This is a genomic window from Novosphingobium sp. CECT 9465 (assembly GCF_920987055.1).
GTDB lineage: Bacteria > Pseudomonadota > Alphaproteobacteria > Sphingomonadales > Sphingomonadaceae > Novosphingobium.
Map to the genome: position 1 here is coordinate 104,867 of NZ_CAKLBX010000003.1, position 19,234 is coordinate 124,100.

16 protein-coding genes and 4 pseudogenes are annotated in these 19,234 nt (G+C 62.9%); 10 read left to right on the top strand and 10 right to left on the bottom strand.

The window, feature by feature from the left end; translation table 11 throughout:
* Positions 1-176 precede the first annotated feature (176 nt).
* The 5 genes from LUA85_RS19705 to LUA85_RS19725 all read left to right on the top strand — a co-directional run bounded on the left by LUA85_RS19705 (position 177) and on the right by LUA85_RS19725 (position 6,692).
* Positions 177-1,697, top strand: coding sequence for an aldehyde dehydrogenase family protein (locus LUA85_RS19705; RefSeq protein WP_093067919.1), 1,521 nt, complete (start codon positions 177-179; stop codon positions 1,695-1,697).
* A gap of 25 nt (positions 1,698-1,722) precedes the next feature.
* Positions 1,723-2,748 carry an alcohol dehydrogenase AdhP gene (gene adhP / locus LUA85_RS19710; RefSeq protein WP_037569599.1) on the top strand — a complete coding sequence of 342 codons (1,026 nt, stop codon included), beginning with the start codon at positions 1,723-1,725 and terminating at the stop codon, positions 2,746-2,748.
* 25 nt (positions 2,749-2,773) lie between these two features.
* Positions 2,774-4,480 carry a copper resistance system multicopper oxidase gene (locus LUA85_RS19715; RefSeq protein ID WP_015449263.1) on the top strand — a complete coding sequence of 569 codons (1,707 nt, stop codon included), beginning with the start codon at positions 2,774-2,776 and terminating at the stop codon, positions 4,478-4,480.
* The gene (locus tag LUA85_RS19720; RefSeq protein WP_170172290.1) at positions 4,477-5,463 is read left to right on the top strand and encodes a copper resistance protein B; all 987 of its coding nucleotides are present in this window, start codon (positions 4,477-4,479) and stop codon (positions 5,461-5,463) included. The genes LUA85_RS19715 and LUA85_RS19720 overlap by 4 nt, the downstream gene beginning before the upstream one ends.
* Before the next feature lie 83 nt (positions 5,464-5,546).
* Positions 5,547-6,692 (top strand): MFS transporter, encoded by a 1,146-nt coding sequence (locus LUA85_RS19725; protein WP_231472113.1) that lies wholly within the window; start codon positions 5,547-5,549, stop codon positions 6,690-6,692.
* A gap of 181 nt (positions 6,693-6,873) precedes the next feature.
* Here the strand turns inward: LUA85_RS19725 and LUA85_RS19730 are convergent, their stop codons facing one another.
* The 8 genes and pseudogenes from LUA85_RS19730 to LUA85_RS19760 all read right to left on the bottom strand — a co-directional run bounded on the left by LUA85_RS19730 (position 6,874) and on the right by LUA85_RS19760 (position 12,032).
* On the bottom strand, positions 6,874-7,278 hold the full coding sequence (locus LUA85_RS19730) for a response regulator (protein WP_037486787.1): 405 nt from the start codon (positions 7,276-7,278) through the stop codon (positions 6,874-6,876).
* Positions 7,279-7,361: 83 nt separating this feature from the next.
* On the bottom strand, positions 7,362-7,982 hold the full coding sequence (locus tag LUA85_RS19735; RefSeq protein ID WP_037486757.1) for a response regulator transcription factor: 621 nt from the start codon (positions 7,980-7,982) through the stop codon (positions 7,362-7,364).
* The gene (locus LUA85_RS19740; protein ID WP_168845732.1) at positions 7,972-9,507 is read right to left on the bottom strand and encodes a PAS domain S-box protein; all 1,536 of its coding nucleotides are present in this window, start codon (positions 9,505-9,507) and stop codon (positions 7,972-7,974) included. Before LUA85_RS19740 ends, LUA85_RS19735 begins: the two co-directional genes overlap by 11 nt.
* 59 nt (positions 9,508-9,566) lie before the next feature.
* A pseudogene (locus LUA85_RS21770) lies at positions 9,567-9,668 on the bottom strand (DUF305 domain-containing protein); the annotation flags it as partial.
* A pseudogene (locus LUA85_RS19745) lies at positions 9,649-10,689 on the bottom strand (copper resistance system multicopper oxidase); the annotation flags it as partial. The pseudogenes LUA85_RS19745 and LUA85_RS21770, both read right to left, overlap by 20 nt.
* A gap of 67 nt (positions 10,690-10,756) precedes the next feature.
* Complete coding sequence (locus tag LUA85_RS19750) at positions 10,757-11,323, bottom strand: RNA polymerase sigma factor (protein ID WP_231472114.1); 567 nt, start codon at positions 11,321-11,323, stop codon at positions 10,757-10,759.
* Entirely contained in the window at positions 11,320-11,760 is a 441-nt protein-coding gene (locus tag LUA85_RS19755; RefSeq protein WP_037486783.1) for a periplasmic heavy metal sensor, read from the bottom strand. The genes LUA85_RS19750 and LUA85_RS19755 overlap by 4 nt, the downstream gene beginning before the upstream one ends.
* Positions 11,760-12,032, bottom strand: a complete 273-nt coding sequence (locus tag LUA85_RS19760; RefSeq protein ID WP_231472115.1) for a hypothetical protein — start codon at positions 12,030-12,032, stop codon at positions 11,760-11,762. Before LUA85_RS19760 ends, LUA85_RS19755 begins: the two co-directional genes overlap by 1 nt.
* Before the next feature lie 133 nt (positions 12,033-12,165).
* Between LUA85_RS19760 and copC the strand changes: the two genes are divergently transcribed.
* The 5 genes and pseudogenes from copC to LUA85_RS19785 all read left to right on the top strand — a co-directional run.
* Positions 12,166-12,546 carry a copper homeostasis periplasmic binding protein CopC gene (gene copC / locus LUA85_RS19765; RefSeq protein ID WP_037486754.1) on the top strand — a complete coding sequence of 127 codons (381 nt, stop codon included), beginning with the start codon at positions 12,166-12,168 and terminating at the stop codon, positions 12,544-12,546.
* 4 nt (positions 12,547-12,550) lie between these two features.
* On the top strand, positions 12,551-13,228 hold the full coding sequence (locus tag LUA85_RS19770; protein WP_223308210.1) for a copper resistance protein CopD: 678 nt from the start codon (positions 12,551-12,553) through the stop codon (positions 13,226-13,228).
* Positions 13,229-13,521: 293 nt separating this feature from the next.
* Positions 13,522-14,341, top strand: a pseudogene (locus LUA85_RS19775) (transposase); the annotation flags it as partial.
* 637 nt (positions 14,342-14,978) lie between these two features.
* Entirely contained in the window at positions 14,979-16,508 is a 1,530-nt protein-coding gene (gene ltrA / locus LUA85_RS19780; RefSeq protein WP_008828485.1) for a group II intron reverse transcriptase/maturase, read from the top strand.
* A gap of 67 nt (positions 16,509-16,575) precedes the next feature.
* Positions 16,576-17,124, top strand: a pseudogene (locus LUA85_RS19785) (transposase); the annotation flags it as partial.
* A gap of 35 nt (positions 17,125-17,159) precedes the next feature.
* Here the strand turns inward: LUA85_RS19785 and LUA85_RS19790 are convergent.
* Both LUA85_RS19790 and LUA85_RS19795 read right to left on the bottom strand, forming a co-directional pair.
* Positions 17,160-17,399, bottom strand: a complete 240-nt coding sequence (locus LUA85_RS19790; protein WP_231472116.1) for a YHS domain-containing protein — start codon at positions 17,397-17,399, stop codon at positions 17,160-17,162.
* A 41-nt stretch (positions 17,400-17,440) separates the two neighbouring features.
* Positions 17,441-19,207 carry an oleate hydratase gene (locus tag LUA85_RS19795; RefSeq protein ID WP_231472117.1) on the bottom strand — a complete coding sequence of 589 codons (1,767 nt, stop codon included), beginning with the start codon at positions 19,205-19,207 and terminating at the stop codon, positions 17,441-17,443.
* Positions 19,208-19,234 lie beyond the last annotated feature (27 nt).

Genomic DNA, 19,234 nt, shown 5'->3' on the forward strand with positions numbered 1-19,234 from the left:
GATCAGGCGTGCGCGAATAGGTTCGGGAGTCGATGAATAGTCATCGGCTCCGTTGGCGTGTCTGACCCTCAAAGCCCGCGACACCGATGCCAGACTAACTTCTGCGGAACTTACTTATAGGCCGCCCGGGCAAAGAGATTACTCCGTCAGGCCATCGATAGAGATGGAGTCAGGTTATGTTCGAGAAGGCGATCGGGACCATTAACGCGGCGGCCTCCTTCCGACACCGCTATGATAATTTCATCGGTGGTCGATGGAGCGCTCCTGCGAGCGGCGAGTATTTCGCGGACACGAGCCCGATCAATGGCGCCCAGATCGCCGAGTTCGCGCTGTCGACGCCGGAAGATGTCGAGCGCGCGCTCGATGCGGCGCACGCCGCCAAGGATCAATGGGCAAGGATCGCGCCCGCCGAACGCGCCAGGATTCTCAATCGCGTCGCCGACCGGCTCGAAGACAATCTGGAGTTGCTGGCACTTGCCGAGACGATCGACAATGGCAAGCCGATCCGCGAGACGCGCGCTGCCGACGTGCCGCTCGCGATCGACCATTTCCGCTACTTCGCCGGCTGCATCCGGGCGGAGGAAGGCGGCATCTCGACGATCGATGCGGACACCATCGCCTATCATTTCCGCGAGCCGCTCGGCGTCGTCGGCCAGATCATCCCGTGGAACTTCCCGCTGCTGATGGCGGCGTGGAAGATCGCCCCGGCGCTGGCGGCGGGCAACTGCACCGTCATCAAACCCGCATCCCAGACGCCGCTCACCTTGCTGATGTTCGCCGAGCTCACCGCCGACATCCTGCCGCCCGGCGTGCTCAATGTCGTTACCGGCCCGGGACGGACCGTCGGCCAGGCGATCGCCGCCAATCCGCGCATCGCCAAGGTCTCGTTCACCGGCGAGACCGTCACCGGCAAGCAGATCATGCATGCGGCCGCCGACCATCTGATCCCCCAGACTATGGAGCTTGGCGGCAAGTCGCCGAACATCTTCATGGCGGACGTGCTCGACGACGACGATGCCTTCTTCGACAAGGCGCTCGAAGGCTTTACTTTGTTCGCGTTCAACAAGGGCGAGGTCTGCACCTGCCCGTCGCGTGCGCTGATCCATGAGTCGATCTTCGACCGCTTCATCGAGCGCGCCGTGGCGCGCGTCGCCGCGATCCGCCAGGGCGATCCGCTCGACCCCTCGGTCCAGGTCGGCGCGCAGGCGTCGGAGGACCAGCTCCACAAGATCCTGGGCTATATCGATATCGGCAAGGCCGAGGGCGCGCAGTGTCTGGTCGGTGGCGCCAGGGCGCTGCCGGGCGGTGCGCTCGACCAGGGCTATTTCGTGCAGCCGACGGTGTTCGTGGGTCAGAACCACATGCGCATCTTCCAGGAGGAGATCTTCGGTCCCGTCCTGTCGGTCACCACCTTCAAGACGGTCGAGGAGGCGATCGCACTTGCCAACGACACCGCCTACGGCCTTGGCGCGGGCGTCTGGACCCGGAGCGGCAACACCGCCTACCGGCTCGGCCGCGCGATCGAGGCCGGGCGGGTCTGGACCAACTGCTATCATCAGTACCCCGCCCATGCCGCCTTCGGCGGATACAAGGCGTCGGGCTTCGGGCGTGAAAATCACCGGATGATGCTCGACCATTATCAGCAGACCAAGAACCTGCTCGTCTCCTATGACGAGCACGCGCTCGGCCTGTTCTGACCCCTCGCTCAAAGGAGAAACGGACATGGCGAAAACCATGAAGGCGGCGGTCGTCCGCGAATTCGGCAAGCCCCTGGTCATCGAGGAGGCGCCGATCCCGGCGGTCGGCCCCGGGCAGATCCTGGTCAAGATTGCGGCAACCGGCGTGTGCCATACCGACCTGCACGCGGCAGAAGGAGACTGGCCGGTCAAGCCCAACCCGCCCTTCATTCCTGGCCATGAAGGCGTCGGGCATGTCGCCGCCGTCGGTGCAGGCGTCACCCATGTGAAGGAAGGCGACCGGGTCGGTGTGCCCTGGCTCTACACCGCCTGCGGGCACTGCGTGCATTGCCTGGGTGGCTGGGAGACGCTTTGCCACGAACAGCAGAACACCGGCTATTCGGTCAATGGCAGCTTTGCCGAATATGTCCTCGCCGATCCCAACTATGTTGGTCACCTTCCCGACAATGTCGACTTCCTCGACATTGCGCCGATCCTCTGCGCGGGCGTCACCGTCTACAAGGGATTGAAGGCCACCGAGGCCCGACCCGGTGAGTGGGTGGTCGTCTCCGGCATTGGCGGGCTCGGCCACATGGCGGTGCAATATGCCCGAGCCATGGGTCTCAATGTGGCCGCGGTCGACATCGACGATAGCAAGCTCGACCTCGCTACACGCCTTGGCGCCACACTGACGGTCAACGCGCGCAACGAGGACCCTTCGGCAGCGCTCAAGAAAGCCATTGGCGGCGCGCACGGGGCGCTGGTGACCGCCGTTTCGCCCAAGGCGTTCCAGCAGGCGCTCGGCATGGTCCGGCGCGGCGGCACGGTCGCGCTCAACGGCCTGCCGCCGGGCGACTTCCCGTTGTCGATCTTCGACACCGTGCTGAACGGCATTACCGTGCGCGGCTCGATCGTTGGCACGCGGCTCGATCTGCTCGAGGCACTGGCGTTCGCCGGCGAGGGCAAGGTCAAGGCCACGGTCCATGCGGACAGGCTCGAGAACATCAACGACGTCTTCTCCCGCATGCATCATGGCGACATCGAGGGCCGGATCGTCCTCGACCTCGCCTGAAGCCGACTTCGCGAAAGTACAGTTCATGTCTCCCTTACATATCCGGCCGATCGCGCGGCGCCGTTTCGTCCAGGGGCTGGCGATCGGCGGCGCGGTCGCCGGTTTCGCCCCGGCGCTTCTCGCGCGATCCGCACCAACCTTGCCCGCTGAGCTGAGCGGGACCGAGTTCGACCTCGAGATCGCCGAGCTGCCGGTCAACTTCACCGGCAAACGCCGTATCGCGACCGCCGTGAACGGCAGCGTGCCCGCGCCGGTCCTGCGCCTGCGCGAAGGCGACACGGTCACGCTGCGCGTACGCAACGGCCTCAAGGAGATGTCGAGCATCCATTGGCACGGCATCATCGTGCCGGCGGAGATGGACGGCGTGCCCGGCATCAGCTTTGCCGGCATCGCGCCGGGCGAGACCTTCACCTATCGCTTCGAGGTCCGCCAGAGCGGAACCTACTGGTATCACGCTCACACGCTCGCCGAGCAGACGGGACTCTATGGAGCGATCATCGTGGAGCCAAAACAGGTGCCGACGGCGCGGGCGCCCGATCGCGACTATTGCATCGTGCTCAGCGACTGGTCGGACGAGCCGCCGTTGCAGATCTTCCTCAATCTCAAGAAGCAGAGCAGCTACTATAATTTTGCGCAGCCGACCGCCGGCGATTTCCTCAAGGATGTCGGCACCATGGGCTTGGGCAAGGCGCTCGAGCGGCGGCGGATGTGGAACAGCTCGCGGATGAACCCGACCGACTACAGCGATGTCTCTGCCGCGACCTACACCTATCTGATGAACGGCGCGCCGCCCGCCGGCAACTGGACCGGTATCGCCGCGCCCGGCGAGCGCGTGCGCCTGCGCTTCGTCGGCGCGGGGACGGCGACGTTCTTCGACGTGCGGATCCCCGGGGTCGAGCTGACGGTCGTATCGACCGACGGGCAGCCGGTCGAGCCGGTCACGGTCGAGGAATTCCGGATCGGCCCGGGCGAGACCTACGACGTCGAGTTCACCATGCCCGAGGGCGGCGCCCGCACCATCTTCGCGCAGGCGATCGATCGGAGCGGCTATGCGCGTGGCACGATCGCACCGGCCCCGGGCATGGCGGCAGCCGTGCCGCCGCTCGATGCCCGGACCTGGCTCGAGCCGGTCGACATGATGGGCGCGATGGCGACGATGGGCGCAATGGGAGGCGACGCGCATGCCGGGCACGGCATGACCGAGATGCCGGCCAGGGCACGGCACGCCCGCACCGAATATGGCGCCAATACCGACATGCGCGTCGACTATCCGCGCACCAATCTCGACGATCCCGGCGCCGGGCTGCGCGGGCGCGGCTGGCGCGTGCTGACGCTGGCCGATCTGCGCACGCCGGGCGGCGATCCCGACCCGCGCGAGCCCGAGCGCGACATCGAGCTGCATCTGACGGGCAATATGGAACGGTTCATCTGGTCGCTCGACGGCATCAAGCTCAACGATTCCAGGCCGCTTCATTTCAAGCCAAACGAGCGGCTGCGCGTCACCTTCGTCAACGACACGATGATGGCGCATCCGATGCATCTGCACGGCATGTGGAGCGATGTCGAAGGCCCGGACGGCGCCTTCCAGGTCCGCAAGCATACGGTCGTGGTCCAGCCCGCCCAGCGGGTGAGCTTCCGCGTCACCGCCGACGCCATGGGCCGATGGGCCTTCCACTGCCATCTGCTCTATCACATGGCGGCCGGCATGTTCCGGGAGGTGGTGGTCGCATGATCCGGATTTTCCCCTCGCGCGGCATCGCTCTTGGCGCTGCCCTCTTCCTGGCGCCGGCGATCACGGCTCCCGCCCTCGCGCAGGATGCCTCGCCCCCGTCGCCCGCCGCCACCCCTGCCCAAACGGCCACTCCCGCTCAGCACACCCCTTCCGCGCAAGGCTCTCAGGACCATGCGGGCATGGACATGCCGGGCATGGATATGACCGACACGAAGGCGTCCGGTAACGGCGCCACGATGGACATGGGCTCGATGCAGGGTGGCAAGGCCCCGCCGGACGCGCGCAACTCGGACGATTATGCCGACGGCTATCGCAACTCGACGCTGCCGGGCTATGAGATGGCCGACAAGCTCTCGATCCCCAAGATACTTGTCGATGAGCTCGAATTCGCCAGCGGCAACGAGGGTCAGGGCGTGGGTTGGACCGTGCTCGTCACCAAGGGTCAGGACAATGACAAGCTCTGGCTGCGCAGCCAGGGCCTCAAGAACTCCCGCGACCAACGTCTCGATCCGGAGAGCAGCGTCGAGGCGCTGTGGTGGCACAGCAAGAACCCGTTCTGGGGCACGCTGCTCGGGGTCAGGCAGGATCTCGGCAAGGGCGCGACGACATGGCTGGCCGCCGGCGTCGAGGGACTGGCGCCTTATTGGTTCGACGTCCAGCTCACCGGCTATGTAGGAACCGATGGGCGTCTCGCGGCGCGCGCCAAGGCCTCCTATGAGGTCCTGTTCACCAATCGGTTGATCCTCACACCGCAGGTAGAGACCAATATCTATTCGAAGCGGTCGAGAGATCGGCAGCTTGGCAGCGGCTTCAGCAATGTCGAGCTGAGCGGACGGTTGCGCTACGAGGTGTCGCGCAAGTTCGCGCCCTATATCGGCTTCGTCTGGGAGCGTGCGTTCGATGGCACGGCGGGCTTCCGACGCCTGCGGGGCGAGGGGTCATCCGAACACCGGCTGGTGATCGGCTTGCGCGCTTGGTGGTGATACCGGCTCTCCGACGAACCGCTGACCCGCTTGTTCCCCAAGGCGAATCACACGATGGCAAGCGTGGTCAATCCTCCTTCATTGTGTTGCTGCTCGCGGCGGTGTCGGCCTCGGCAGGGCAGACGGCCATTCTCGCTTTCCTTCCGACCCTGGTCGACCCAAATCCCGGCGGGCTTTCCTCAGCGCATGATTTTCATGTCGCGAGCTTGACCGCCGTCCACCCGCTGGCAGCACTGGTGGCGGCACCGCTTTGGGGCTGGATTGCCGACCGGGTCGACTACCGCGTCATGTTGCGCACAGCGCTCATTATCCTCGCGATGGTGACTGCACCAGTTGGCCTCGTAGCTCTGCCGACTCTCTACGTTTTGCGCGCGGTCGCGGGGATGGCGGCCGCCGCCATCATACCGCTTGCGCTGCTCAGTGCGAGTTTCGCCGCGGTCAGCCGTGGGGAGCAGGCGCGGCGTTTCACCTGGTTGACGGGGTCTGTATTTTTGGGAGACCTCGGCGGACCGCTTTTGGCGGAAGCCTCCGTTGCGATCATGCCCGGCGCGCCGCTCATGATCGTTGCTGCCAGCATCGGCACCGTCGCGGGGTCGCTTTGCCTTTTAAGCCTGCCAGGCCGCTGTGCGCACTGCCTCGACTCAGGAGATCCGCCGCCGCCGACAGTCTGCGCCACGGGAGTCCTATTACTCATCACGATCGCTGCGGGGGCCGGGCTTGCCGCTATGCACGTCAATCTCCTGATGACGCGCAGTGCGGTCTCGCTGAGCCGCGAGCAGATCGCCTGGATGCTCAGTCTTTGCGGATTCGGCATGCTGGCGGCGCAGATCTTTCATGCAAGGCTCGATTGGTTAGTGAAGGTTCCCGGGCGTCTTGCCGGATTGACGCTCGGTTTGCTGGCAGCGGCGCTCGTTGCCTTTCCACTCGCATCAAGCATAGCCGATATGAGCGTGTTCATCCTGGTCGCCGGTTGGAGCTCGGCGAGCCTGCGATTGGTCACAAGCTTCTGGATCAGCGGTTCTGCGGCGGCCTCAGGGGTGAGGCTTGGCCTCCAGCATTCGGCTGCCAGCATCGGGCAGGCACTGGCGCCCGTGGCGCTCGCTTTCGCCGCACCCGGCGCTCAGCCTCTCGTCCTCTGGAGCATTGCCGGCCTGTCGCTCCTGCTGCTTGTGGTCCTGCCACTAGCTTGGAAACGGCCCTCTTCAGGTGCTAATTCGTCAGGCGGATAAGGGGAGCGCGTAAATCGATATGAATCGTACCGTCCACCACTATCCAAGATGTGTTGCTGTGACAAATGAGCCCAGCCGCGGGCAAGGCCCTTGGGCGCAGCTGGGTTGGTTTCCTCTGGAAAAACGACGTGCTCGTGTCCCCACCTGGCCTCTTTAGCGTTGGCGGTCGGACGCGGTCCATTTACTCATTCGACGAGAGGCGTCTGTGACGGCCGATTGCCTCGAGGAGTAGACGGCTCCTTAGTGGTTTAGTGATCATGTGATCAAAGCCCGCGTCGGCAGCGCGGCGGGCGAGAACCTCGTCATGGAAGCCCGAAATCATGATGGAGCATCCGGACCAGCCCAGCGATCGGAGTTGGCGCAGGATCGAAAAGCCATCAATGTCCGGCATGCGATAATCAACAATCAGGCAATTGGCTCGCTTGGCACGCGAATCGGCCAAAAGCGCGCTACCACTTGTATAGCTACAGACGCAGTAGCCACGGGATCTAAGGAGAAGCTGAAGGGCACGCCGAACACCCGGGTCGTCGTCGGAGACGAGGATGGTGTAGCGCCCATCACCTTGTGTGTCAGAAAACGAAGACATCTCGCGCGACATGAGGACCTGTTGCATCACGGCAATGGCTCGCACGATGCGGCATCCTCGTCGCTACGTAGAGGGCGCAGTTATCACGTCTTGCGACCGAACCCGGCAGCAAAGGCGATCCTCAACGCCTCAGAGAGATTGCGGACCTCGAGCTTGGCCATGAGGCTGGCGCGGTGAACCTCGACCGTCCGGGATGAGCAACCCAGATCATAGGCGATCGTCTTGTTGGGCAAGCCGTTCGCCAATCCTTCCAGCACTTCCTGCTCGCGGGGGGTCAAGGCAGCAACCCGCACCTCGGCTTCCGACGATTCCAGCGCGCGAAGGTCGACATCGTCGAGACGAGCGAAAGCGCGCCTCACGGCCTCGAGCAGGGCAGCCTTCTCGAAGGGCTTTTCGAGAAAGTCAATCGCGCCGCCTTTCATAGCCTGCACAGCTACCGACACATCGCCGTGGCCGGTCAGGACGATGACCGGCATGTTGATCCCACGCGCAGCCATAGTGGTCTGGACTTGGAGACCGTCCATTTCAGGCATCCGCACATCCAAGATAACGCAGCCTACTTCAGCGGACTTCGCTGTCCTGAGAAATTCCACTCCGGAGGTGTAGGCGATGACATCATAGCCCGCGGTTTTGAGCGCGAAGCTTGCCGCCTTGCGGATGCTCTCCTCGTCGTCGACCAGATGAATGATGCGTCTATCCCCCATGTTCCTCCTCCGCCCGCGCGTGGATCAGCGTGAAGTGAAAGCACGTGCCGCCTCGGTCGGAGCGCTCCATCCAGATGCGGCCGCCATGTGCTTCGATGATCGTCCGGCAGATCGAGAGGCCAAGGCCCATGCCGTCGGCCTTCGTCGATGTGAACGCCATGAACAGTTGTTCGCGAATTTCTTCCGCGATCCCGGGGCCGGTATCCTCCACCGTAACCTCGACAAGGCCGTCGGCACGCAAACTCGTCGCGACTTTGAGGTCGCGGATCGATGATTCTGCCATGGCCTCAACGGCGTTGCGCATCAGGTTTACGAGCACCTGCTGGATCTGCACCCTGTCGATGAGGACCGGCGTGGCTGCGGGGTCGATTGCGAAGAAGCTACGGATGCCCCGCTCGCGCGCGCCGACCAGTGCCAGTTGGCTTGCCTCGGTGATGACTTGCGGCAGGTCGTGCAAACTCTTGTCGACCTCACCGCGTGCGACGAAGTCGCGGAGGCGCCGGACGATGTGGCCAGCGCGCAGCGTCTCCTGAGCGGCATCGTCCATTACGGACCGAAGAGAGACGAATGGCTCATCATCCTGGACAGCGAGCATGTCCCGAATGGTTTCGAGATAGAGCGCCACTGCGGCGAGCGGCTGATTGAGTTCATGAGCAAGCGTGGAGGCCATCGTACCCATCGCGCTCAACCGCGAGACATGAACCAACTCCGCTTGCAGTTCCTTGAGCCTGAGCTCATCCTGCTCCTTGGCGGTGAGATCCCGGATGAACCCTGTGAAAAGCCGCTGGCCCTCTTCACCGGCCTCGCCGACCGACAACTGCATCGGGAAGGTCGAGCCGTCGCGGCGCTGACCCACAACGACGCGGCCCAGACCGATGATCCGGCGCTCGCCCGTCTGCAGATAATGCGCGATGTATTCGTCGTGCCGGTCGCGGTCGGGCTGAGGCATAAGACAGGAGACATTTTGCCCGACGAGCTCGGCTTCCGAATAGCCGAACATGCGCTGGGCAGCAGCGCTGAACGAGGTGATGACGCCGGCCTCGTCGATTATTATCATTGCATCAGGTACGGTCGCCAGGATCGATTGCAGATGCTGCTCGCGCGTTTCGTTTGAAGCCCGGACCGCCGCCTCGTCGGTGACATCCCGGCTGATGCAGGCAAAGCCTCGATGGGCGTCGTCTTCGAACAGCGCAGTGATGGTCAATCGCGCAAGGTATTCCGAGCCGTTCTCGCAGACTCGCCAGGCTTCACGCTCCAGAGTGCCTTCGCGCAGAGCGGCGTCCAAGTCGGCGCGGGGCCGTCCTGCCGTTATCTCGTCTGGCGGGTAGAACAGGTGGTGCGGCTGTGCCAGAACACGGTCGAGCGGCCAACATTCGGCACGCTCGCCCTCTTCGTTGTAGCTCAACACTATCCCGCCGGCATTCAGCAGAGTTAGGACATGCCCGCCAGCCTGTCGGAGGAAAAGCGGCGCGAGCCGCGCCACTTCCCTCTCCATATCTTCCGCCGTGCGCCCGGTGTCGACCATCGGTCCAACTCACATCATTGGCCGAGCGCACAAGGGCAGGCGAAGCCCGCGCTTTACGCTCAGCGGCGCGCGAGAATGGCCTTCATTTCGTCGATTTCTTGACGTTGCGACCGTTTGATTGAGTCGCAGAGCTGGATGACCTCCGGATCGCTCAGCTGCGCGCGCCATGCCGGAACGATCGATTGCCTCGCCGACGAGCGTGTAGGCCTTATCTTCGCTAGGCGTTACGATGACATCGTAGGTCTCGGCGACGCCGATCTGGAATTCGTCGACGCTGACCGGCATCACATTCTGCCCGTCGGCCTGAACGATGCTCAGGGGCAGGCCGGGAATGCGGACATTGAAGGTGGTCATCGCCGAGGCATTGATGACGCGCAGCCGCACCCGCTCGCCCGGGGTGAAGAGCGCAGTCCAGTTGTCCATGGGACCGTGGCCGTTGACGAGATAGGTGTAGGTCGATCCGGTCACATCGGAGATGTCGGTCGGGTCCATGCGCATCTGGCCCCAGTCGAGCCGATCCTTGAGCGGCTGGTCCTTGCCAGACAGAAGTCCGGCCAGCGTCTGGCGCTGGAAGTTGAAATGGCCGGGATTGACCTTGAGGCGACGGAAGATCGCCTGCGGTGACAGCGCGCTGTGATCGGCCAATACGATGACATGTTCGCGGTCATAGGCGACCGGATCGGTGCCCGCCGGGTCGATGATGATCGGCCCGTAATGGCCTTCTTGCTCCTGCAGGCCCGAATGGCTGTGATACCAGTAGGTACCGTTCTGCATCACCGGAAAATCATACAGATAGCTGCTGCCGGGCTTGATGCCGGGGAAGGAGACGCCCGGCACGCCGTCGTGTTTCGCCGGAACCAACAGCCCGTGCCAGTGGATTGAGCTGTCTTCCTCGAGCTGATTGACGACGTTGAGCCGCACGCGCTGGCCCTCGCGGAGCCGGATCAGAGGGGCGGGGACCGTACCGTTGAGGCCGATCGCCCGGAACTGCCGCCCGTCGATGGTCATGGATTGCCGTGCGATGGTGAGGGTGATGTCTTCTCCCGAAACGGTCGGCAGTGTCGCCCGCATTCCAGGCGAGATGGTCTGCGCCCATGCCGGCAGCCAGGCCGACATGGCGGCGCCGCCGCCGGCGAGGGCCGCGCCGCGTAGGAACTGGCGGCGATCGAGAGCGGATTTCATTCGGTTTGTCTCAGCTTGAAGAAAGAGGGCCGATCTATGGGAAATACGCAGCGCGCCCTCGTCCCCCTCAAACTTTCTTCAATATTTCCGACAGGCGCGCCCGGGCGCGGTAGAGGCGGGTCTCGACCGCCTTCTGACTGATGCCGAGAATCTCGGCGGTTTCGGCTTCCGACTTCTCGTCAATCGTTCGCAGGATAAGCGGTTCCTTAAGGGATGCGGGCAAGCTGGCGATGGCCTTCATGGCCTGTGCCAGCTGCTGTTCGGCCCCGATCCTCTGGTCTGGCAGCGGCGCCTCATCGGCGATATCCTGAGCCTCGCCTAGCGGAAGGGCCAGAGAGAAAAAGCTTCGCACTGCGCGCCGACGCCGCCAGTCATGGCATTTGTTGATGACGATACGGGACATCCAGACCTGGAATGGCCGGGTTGCGTCATAGCGGTTGAGCGCGGCGAAAGCGGCGACAAAGCTTGCCTGCGTGACGTCCAGCGCCTCCTCTCCGTCACCTATATGGCTGCGCACGAGCCGAAATACCCAGCCTTGGTGTCGCCGCACAAGTTCGGCGAAAGCGGCCTGCCGGCCGACGAGTGCAAGAACGGCAAGCTCCCCGTCCGAGCAGTCGGGGAGAATTATGGTCATTCGGACTTTGCCGTCAGCGCTTTCACTACGGCGTCGTCGAACTTCTGCGTCTGATCGGGGCGAAGTACGGCACGCATTGCAAAGATGTGCTCGAGCGTTTCCTTCTGCAGCGCGCCCATGGCTTGGTGCGAGCGGTCCACTGCCGCCGCGACTTTAGGGCCATAGCCATGTTCCGCCTCAATCGCCTCTGCTAGGCGAGCATTGTCGGCGCGCAGCTCGGCTTCAAGTGCCTGACGCCGAATGGCATAATTCTTCTCGATGAACTCCAGCCGGGCGTGCTGAGCCGTATCCAGTTTGAGATCCCGATGGAGCAGCTCGTGCAGTTCGTTTTCCACGGGCGGTGCCGAGACCACATAGATCCGCCCGATCACCACCCCGGCGATCGCCGCGGTAAAGGTCAACAGTAGGAGGAGCAGGAGCCGGCGGCGGTCCCGCATCATTGCGAGCCCAGCAGCGTCGAGGGCGCGAGCGCCAACTGCGCACCGAAGGGCGATATCGGGCTCGCGTCCGCCGACCCGATTGGAACCGCGGAGCCCGCGATGCCGATGAAAAGCGCGACTGCGGCGGCTAGACCAAACGTCGTTGCGCCCAAGCGCGGCATGGCCTGGACCCTAGCGATTTCCGTCAGGACGCGGCTGTCCAGGCCGGCAAGCCTGGGGTCAATTGGGGCATCGCGCAATTTCGCGAGCATTTCGTCAAGGTGGTCCATGGTGTTTCTCCGTCTTCTCTTCACAATACGCATTCTGGCCCACGACCCCTTGGCTCGGAACAGAAAAGAAATTTGAGAGGGGTGCAGGCTGCAGCTGCGTATTCTCTCATGTCAATGACTGGAGAATTCCCGAATGCGCTTCCTTTCGCCTTTCGCAGCTGTCGCCGCCGTCAGCCTGAGCGTTTCGGCTCCGGCCTATGCACATCCCAAGCTCGTGTCTTCAACGCCCGCCGCCAACGCCAGAGTCTCGGCACCGTCGCGTATCACTCTGACGTTCAGTGAAGGCCTGATGGCCAGACTATCTGGTGCCGAGATCGTGATGACCGGTATGCCCGGCATGCCAAACCATCGCATGGCGGTGACCGGCTTCAAGACCGCGGTCGAGGGCGGTAACAAGACGTTGGCGCTGACACTGGCCAAGCCGCTTGGCGCTGGTACCTATCAGGTCACCTGGCATGTCGTCTCGATGGACACGCACCGCATCCAGGGCAATCTCGCCTTCATCGTGCGATAGGGCAATGAGTGAGGTAGCAGGCATCGCGATCCGCTGGGCGCTGTACGCCGATCTCGGCCTCTTGTTCGGCCTGCCGCTGTTCGCGCTCTATGCCCCAGGTGGCGGCCGGACGGTGCAGCGGCATCTGCCGATGGGGGCGATGGTGGCCTGTCTTGCCTGCTTCGGGCTGCTGCTATCTGCGTTGGGCTTTGCGGTGCAGGCTGCGGCCATGTCCGGACTGCCGCTCACACAGCCTGATTTCGCCCTGCTGGGTGATCTCATCAATGAGACGGCCATGGGGGCGGCGTTGAAGGCGCGCCTTGTCGCGCTCCTTGTCCTCCTATTCTGCGTCCTCTTGTATCGACGGCAATCACGTCCCGCCTTCATCGCCTCTACTCTCGCAGGCGCGCTCGCGCTCGCGACCCTCGCCTGGAGCGGACATGGCGCGGCTGGCGAAGGCTATCCGGGCTGGCTGCAACTGGTCGCCGATCTCGTCCATCTGCTCGCCGCCGGCGCCTGGGTCGGCGCGCTTGCAGCCTTCCTCGCGCTGGTTATGCCTAAAGCAGCGACCGGTGATATGGAGCGGGTCTCGCTCGCCGAGGAGGCCTTGACGGGCTTCTCCCTGGTAGGAACGATCATCGTTGCCCTGCTGATCCTGACCGGGATGGGGGCGTCACATAAAACGGGCACAGATATACGCTAAGGCCTGAGGGCGTCGGAAAACACCTGTTTGTCGTACATTGGCCGGTAGGAGACAGTCCGGATCGGAGCCGGGTTGCGAGGATAGCTGACACGCACGTTAAGTCGGCAGCCGACCAAAGCCAGCCATTCAACGTCCAATTGCGCGCGGCTGATTTCAGTTGAACCTGCCATTACAAGACCCGGGAACTTGGGCGACACGGGTCAGGCAGTGTCCGCCGTCAGCACCAATGGCACAGATTTGAGGTTGTGATTTAAGGAGGATCTGGGCTTCGTCGTAGTGACGAAGGAACGAAGATGAAGCCCAGATCCTCCAATGTAAAATCGCCCGCCAAGGCCCCAGCAGAGCGGGTAGTGAAGGACATCCGCCGACAGACCCGGCGCCACTTTTCGGCCGAGGACAAGATCCGCATCGTGCTGGATGGCCTGCGCGGGGAAGACAGCATCGCCGAGCTATGCCGCAAGGAAGGCATTGCCCAGAGCCTGTATTACACCTGGTCGAAGGAGTTCATGGAAGCTGGCAAGCGCCGCCTGGCCGGCGACACCGCCCGTGCCGCGACCACCGGAGAGGTCCAGGACCTGCGCCGCGAAGCCCGGGCCCTGAAGGAATGCGTGGCCGATCTGACACTGGAAAACCGTCTGCTCAAAACAAGCATGGTCGCGGATGGGGGCAACGACGAATGAGATATCCCGCATCCGAGAAGCTCGAGATCATCAGAACCGTCGAGCAGTCGCACCTGTCGGCCAAGCGCACGCTGGACCAACTCGGCATCCCTCGTCGGACATTCTACCGCTGGTATGATCGCTACCTCGAAGGCGGGCCGGAGGCGTTGGAAGATCGGCCATCGGCGCCGAGCCGGGTGTGGACCGCATCCCGGCGGGCATCCACGACCAGATCATCGAGCTGGCGCTGGAACAGTCTGAGCTGAGCCCCCGGGAACTGGCCGTGCGCTTCACCGATGGGCAGCGCTACTTCGTGTCGGAATCCACGGTTTACCGCCTGTTGAAGGCCCACGACCTGATCACCAGCCCGGCCTATGTCGTGATCAAGGCTGCCGATCAGTTCCACACGAAAACCACGCGGCCGAACGAGATGTGGCAGACCGACTTCACCTACTGTGCGCCTCGTCCCGGATGGTCCGGGGTGCATATGACTGGAATGCAAAGGAGAAAGGAGGAACTGAACGAATGCCTTGCCCTCTGCTGTGAGGGGGCATGAGCCCAAGCGGCGGTGACCTGCCGTCAACTGGCAGGGTGACGTAGCCCGCAGGTAAAGGGGATTGAGGCGAAGCCGTTACGCCGAGATGGTCCCCGAGGCTGTAGCGCTGGAAGGTTGAGGAACACGAACCGGTTAATCCGCATCCGAGGGCTGAAATGTCGCCTTCGCCTACACGGCTTAACAGGCGGAATGCTGATGATGGCGCCGGAGACGTATGTCGGCGACATCCGAATGTGGCCGGAAATGTAGCCCGTCCGCATGGAGCCATGGAGAGAATGCAGCCAGGCCATGGCATCGGCATCGACTTGCGGGACGCAAGGACAAGGACTGCGACCGGCAGCCTCCCCAGCGCGCGAAAGTCCAGCATATGAACGAGGGAAGGCATGATGGAATGCCAAGGGAGTTGGCCCCGATGTCCACCGTGCTGGCGGAGTCCCCGTAGTAGTCCGCGACAGGGAAAGCCTGTCACATGGCGAAGGGGGACAGTTCAATCAGCTTGAAGTGCAAACTACCTGACCAAACGAGGTGAAGACCTTTGATAATCAGCGAAATGCAGCACAAGCTCGCGACGTGGGCCGAGAGCGACCAGAACCGCAAGTTCGATCGCCTTCTCCGGCTCATTGCCGATCGGGCGTGGCTTGCCGAGGCGGCTCGGATCGTGCTGGCGTCGAGTGGCGCCAATACGCCGGGCATCGACGGAATGGACAAGCGACGGATGCAGGCCGTACTGGCAGAACAGCTGGCCAGTCTGCGAACGGACTTGCTGACGGGGAGTTATCACCCGCAGCCGGTCAGGCGAATCTATATCCCGAAAGCCAATGGCAAGAAACGACCACTTGGTATCCCGACCCTGAAAGACCGCATCGTCCAGCGCGCGATGCTGATGGCCATGGAGCCGATCTGGGAAAGCGACTTCCATCGCCTCTCCTACGGCTTCAGGCCGGAACGCAGCGTGCATCACGCTGTCCGGACCGTGAAGATACAGTTGCAGGATAGTGGTGCCGGAGCGCGGGGCCGCTGGATCATCGAAGGTGATCTGGCGAGCTACTTCGATACGGTCCACCACCGGCTTCTGCTTCGCTGCGTTCGGCGGCGAATCCGGGATGATCGGTTTGTTGATCTGCTCTGGCGATTCCTGAAGGCGGGCCACGTCGACCGTGGCCTGTTCGTCGCCTCAAGCGAAGGTGTACCGCAAGGCGGCGTGCTGTCGCCGCTCCTGTCCAACATCATGCTCCATGAGTTTGATGCGTGGCTGGAGGCGAAATACCTGAGCGACAAGGCGCGAAAGGATCGCTGGGCATGGAACTTCGGCATCCAGCAGGGGCGCCCCATCACGGTTCGCGAGAACCGGCAATGGAAACCTGCTGTCGCCTACTGCCGTTACGCCGATGACTTCGTTGTCATCGTCAAGGGCACCAAGGCACATGCCGAGGCCATCCGCGAGGAATGCCGGGCCTTTCTGGAAGACGACCTGAAGCTGACGTTGAATATGGACAAGAGCCATATCACCCACGTCGACGACGGGTTCGTGTTCCTCGGGCACCGGATTATCCGCAGGCGGGGATCGAGCGGACGCATGTCCGTGGTCTCAACGATACCCAAGGAGAAGGCCAAGACCTTCGCTCGCCGATTGGTCGAGGCTCTCTCCGGCAATCATGAGGTTGCCGCGGTGGACATGATCGACGGTCTGAACCGCCAGCTGGCGGGATGGGCTGCGTTCTACAGGTTCACCGACTTCACGGCGCGCACATTCCGGCGCATCGACACCGTCGTGTTCTGGAAAATGGCGCACTGGTTGGCGCAGAAGTACCGGTCCCGTATCAAGCCTTTGATGCGTAAATGGTACCGCATGCCGGAAACCGGCCAATCGAAGACGTGGCTGGTCTACGGTCGAAGCAATCAGGGCAATGCCGTCGGCAAGGCGCTGCGACGACTGGTCACAAGCCAGAAGATGCAGTTCCGGTGGCGGAATCCGGAGCGAAATCCCTACATCTATCGGGACGAGCTCCGAAACACCGTCACCTCCCGCTATCGTGATGTCGCCATGGCCTTGGACCAAGGTTGAATAGAGAGCCGTATGCGCTGAAAGGTGCACGTACGGTTCGGGGAGGGGAAGCGCTTATGCGCTTCCTACTCCACTCAAGATCATCGGGTGGGGCTGGATGTATCTGTCGACCGTGCTCGACGACTTCTCGCGCTACATCATCGCCTGGAAGCTGTGCACCAACATGCGAGCCGAGGACGTCACCGACACGCTGGACCTCGCCCTGGCGGCTTCTGGTTGCGACAGCGCCACGGTGCTGCACAAACCCCGGCTACTCAGCGATAATGGTCCCAGCTACATCGCGGGTGAGCTGGCGGAATACATCGAGGCCCGGAAGATGAGCCATGTCCGCGGCGCCCCGTGTCATCCCCAAACCCAGGGCAAGGTCGAGCGCTGGCACCAGACCCTGAAAAACCGCATCTTGCTGGAAAACTACTTCCTGCCCGGCGACCTCGAAGCCCACATCGAGGCCTTCGTCGAGCACTACAATCACCAGCGATACCACGAGAGCTTGGCCAACGTGACGCCTGCCGACGCCTACTTCGGCAGGGCTCCGGCAATCATCAAACTGCGCGAAAGGATCAAGCGACAGACCATCGAACATCGGCGCTTGCAGCACCGCAAGTTCGCCGCCTAACATCAACCCCCTGACGAGGTCCGCACTCCGCTAATCTACGCCGCGAGTTGTGCCGAATGTTCTGACGACGGACAGCCGGCCGAGCAGAAGACGTAGCGCTCGCCTTCATACTCAGCCTTGTGAGCGGTCCTGGCGGGATCGACCACCATGCCGCAGACCGGATCATGGTCGACGTGACCGGACGGCGTTACGCCGTCCGGCTCATGATGGTGATGATGGCCGTGCGCCCCAGTCACCTCGGCGGCGGGTTCGCTCTTCTGATCGTCGTCGGCCATTCATCACCTTTCACACGCCGCGCGTGCCTTCCGGTCTCTGTTCACTCCTCGATCAGATGGAACTCTTCGAGCAGCTTGGCGATCTCGGTGCCTTCGAGCTTCTTCATCAGCAGCTTGCGCAGGAAGGCTGGTCCGGGAAGGTCGATGCCCTTGCCGTCCCGCAGCGGACCGATCGCTGCCAGCAGCGTACGGATATCGTAGGTCGAGTTGAAGACTTCCGGCACGCCGCGCTCGACATTCATCAGGGTGTAGACGGCCTCCATCGGGGTCCTCACCGAATATTCCGTGGTGAAGATGCAGTCCCGCTGTTTCGATTCCGCGAACTGTCCGATGAAGGCGAAATTGACCGCGCCCTCCGGCACCACGTCCGGCCGGTCACCCGCCTGGCGCGGCATGAAGAAGGCGGTGATATAGGGCATCATCGTGGGCACGGTGCTGGCGCCGGAGGCTGCGAGCTCCGGAATGTCCTCGACCGGTACACCGAGATGGTAGAGCCACTCCTGGGTGATTTCCTCGCCGGTGCATTCCTGCATTGGCTTCTTCACATAGTCGCCGGGCTTGTCGACAAAGAGCGCGTAGAACCAGGCGATCATCTGGTCCTTGGGCTGCTTCTTGAAATGCGGCTGGCGATGAACCGTCCAGCTCAGCAGCCACGCCGAGTCCTTCACCGTGACGATACCCGCCGAGACGATCTTGCCGGTGAAGGGGTTGCGCTTGGTGATCTTCTCGACATAGGCCGGAATACGGGCATCGAGGGCGGTAATCGATGCCGAGGCCCATTTCGTTTCCGGGATATGGGCCCCGAATACGTCCGGGCGGCCGAAGGCCGGATCCTTCGCCGCGATCCGCCGCCACAGGTCCCAGGCCGGCGCCGGTCCTTCGTTGAGCTTCGCCGGCGTCTTGTGATCGCCATTGTCGGAATTCTCGGTCAATGAGCCGATGGTTATGAAGACGAGATCGTCTGGCGCGAGATCGACGCCGCCTTCGACGCCGCGCTCTTTCCAGTGAATGCGGGTCGCTTGCTTGCGGCCGGGCTGGATGTCGAAATCGACGTCGGTGACCTCGACGCCGTAGCGGAACGTGACGCCGTGATCGGTCAGCCACTTCACCAGCGGCAGGACCATGGATTCATACTGATTGTAGCGATTGAACTTGAGCGAGGAGAAGTCGGCGAGACTGCCGATATGATGGATGAAGCGGTGCAGGTAGAGCTTCATTTCCAGCGCCGAATGCCATTCCTCGAAGGCGAACATGGTGCGCCAATAGAGCCAGAAATTGCTCTCCAGGAAATCTTCGCCGAAGACCTCGTTGATGCGCTTGTTCTCCATCTCCTCGCGTGTCGCCAGGAAAACGGAGAGCAGGTCCTTCTGGGCCTTGTCGTTCAACGTCAGCAGCGCCTTGTCGGGCACGTCCTGGCCCTGGTTCTGCGTCGTACGCTGGAGCGAAAAGTTGGGGTCGTCCTTGTTGAGCCGGTAGAATTCGTCGAGGACGCTGGCATCCTCGATCTCCAGCGAGGGGATCGAGCGATAGAGGTCCCACAGGCACTCGAAATGCTCCTCCATCTCGCGGCCGCCGCGAATGACGAAGCCCTTCTCCGGCACATCAAGACCATCGAGCGCGCCGCCGGGGATTCCCAGCTCTTCCAATATGGTGATGCGATCGCCCGAAACGCCGCCGTCGCGGATCAGGAAGGCGGCGCCGGCGAGCCCCGCCAGCCCCGAGCCGACGAACCAGGCCGTCTTCTTGTCGGCCCCCTCGGGCTTGCGGGGACGCACGAAGGCTTCATAGTTTCCACTGCTATAGTGCATGGCGAACTCCTGTTCTTCTTGTTGGGA

Coding starts and splice junctions, on each gene's coding strand:
- LUA85_RS19705 (WP_093067919.1), top strand. CDS start 177: ATGTTCGAGAAGGCGATCGGGACCATTAACGCGGCGGCCTCCTTCCGA.
- adhP (WP_037569599.1), top strand. CDS start 1,723: ATGGCGAAAACCATGAAGGCGGCGGTCGTCCGCGAATTCGGCAAGCCC.
- LUA85_RS19715 (WP_015449263.1), top strand. CDS start 2,774: ATGTCTCCCTTACATATCCGGCCGATCGCGCGGCGCCGTTTCGTCCAG.
- LUA85_RS19720 (WP_170172290.1), top strand. CDS start 4,477: ATGATCCGGATTTTCCCCTCGCGCGGCATCGCTCTTGGCGCTGCCCTC.
- LUA85_RS19730 (WP_037486787.1), bottom strand. CDS start 7,278: ATGTCTTCGTTTTCTGACACACAAGGTGATGGGCGCTACACCATCCTC.
- LUA85_RS19735 (WP_037486757.1), bottom strand. CDS start 7,982: ATGGGGGATAGACGCATCATTCATCTGGTCGACGACGAGGAGAGCATC.
- LUA85_RS19740 (WP_168845732.1), bottom strand. CDS start 9,507: ATGGTCGACACCGGGCGCACGGCGGAAGATATGGAGAGGGAAGTGGCG.
- LUA85_RS19750 (WP_231472114.1), bottom strand. CDS start 11,323: ATGACCATAATTCTCCCCGACTGCTCGGACGGGGAGCTTGCCGTTCTT.
- LUA85_RS19755 (WP_037486783.1), bottom strand. CDS start 11,760: ATGCGGGACCGCCGCCGGCTCCTGCTCCTCCTACTGTTGACCTTTACC.
- LUA85_RS19760 (WP_231472115.1), bottom strand. CDS start 12,032: ATGGACCACCTTGACGAAATGCTCGCGAAATTGCGCGATGCCCCAATT.
- copC (WP_037486754.1), top strand. CDS start 12,166: ATGCGCTTCCTTTCGCCTTTCGCAGCTGTCGCCGCCGTCAGCCTGAGC.
- LUA85_RS19770 (WP_223308210.1), top strand. CDS start 12,551: ATGAGTGAGGTAGCAGGCATCGCGATCCGCTGGGCGCTGTACGCCGAT.
- LUA85_RS19790 (WP_231472116.1), bottom strand. CDS start 17,399: ATGGCCGACGACGATCAGAAGAGCGAACCCGCCGCCGAGGTGACTGGG.
- LUA85_RS19795 (WP_231472117.1), bottom strand. CDS start 19,207: ATGCACTATAGCAGTGGAAACTATGAAGCCTTCGTGCGTCCCCGCAAG.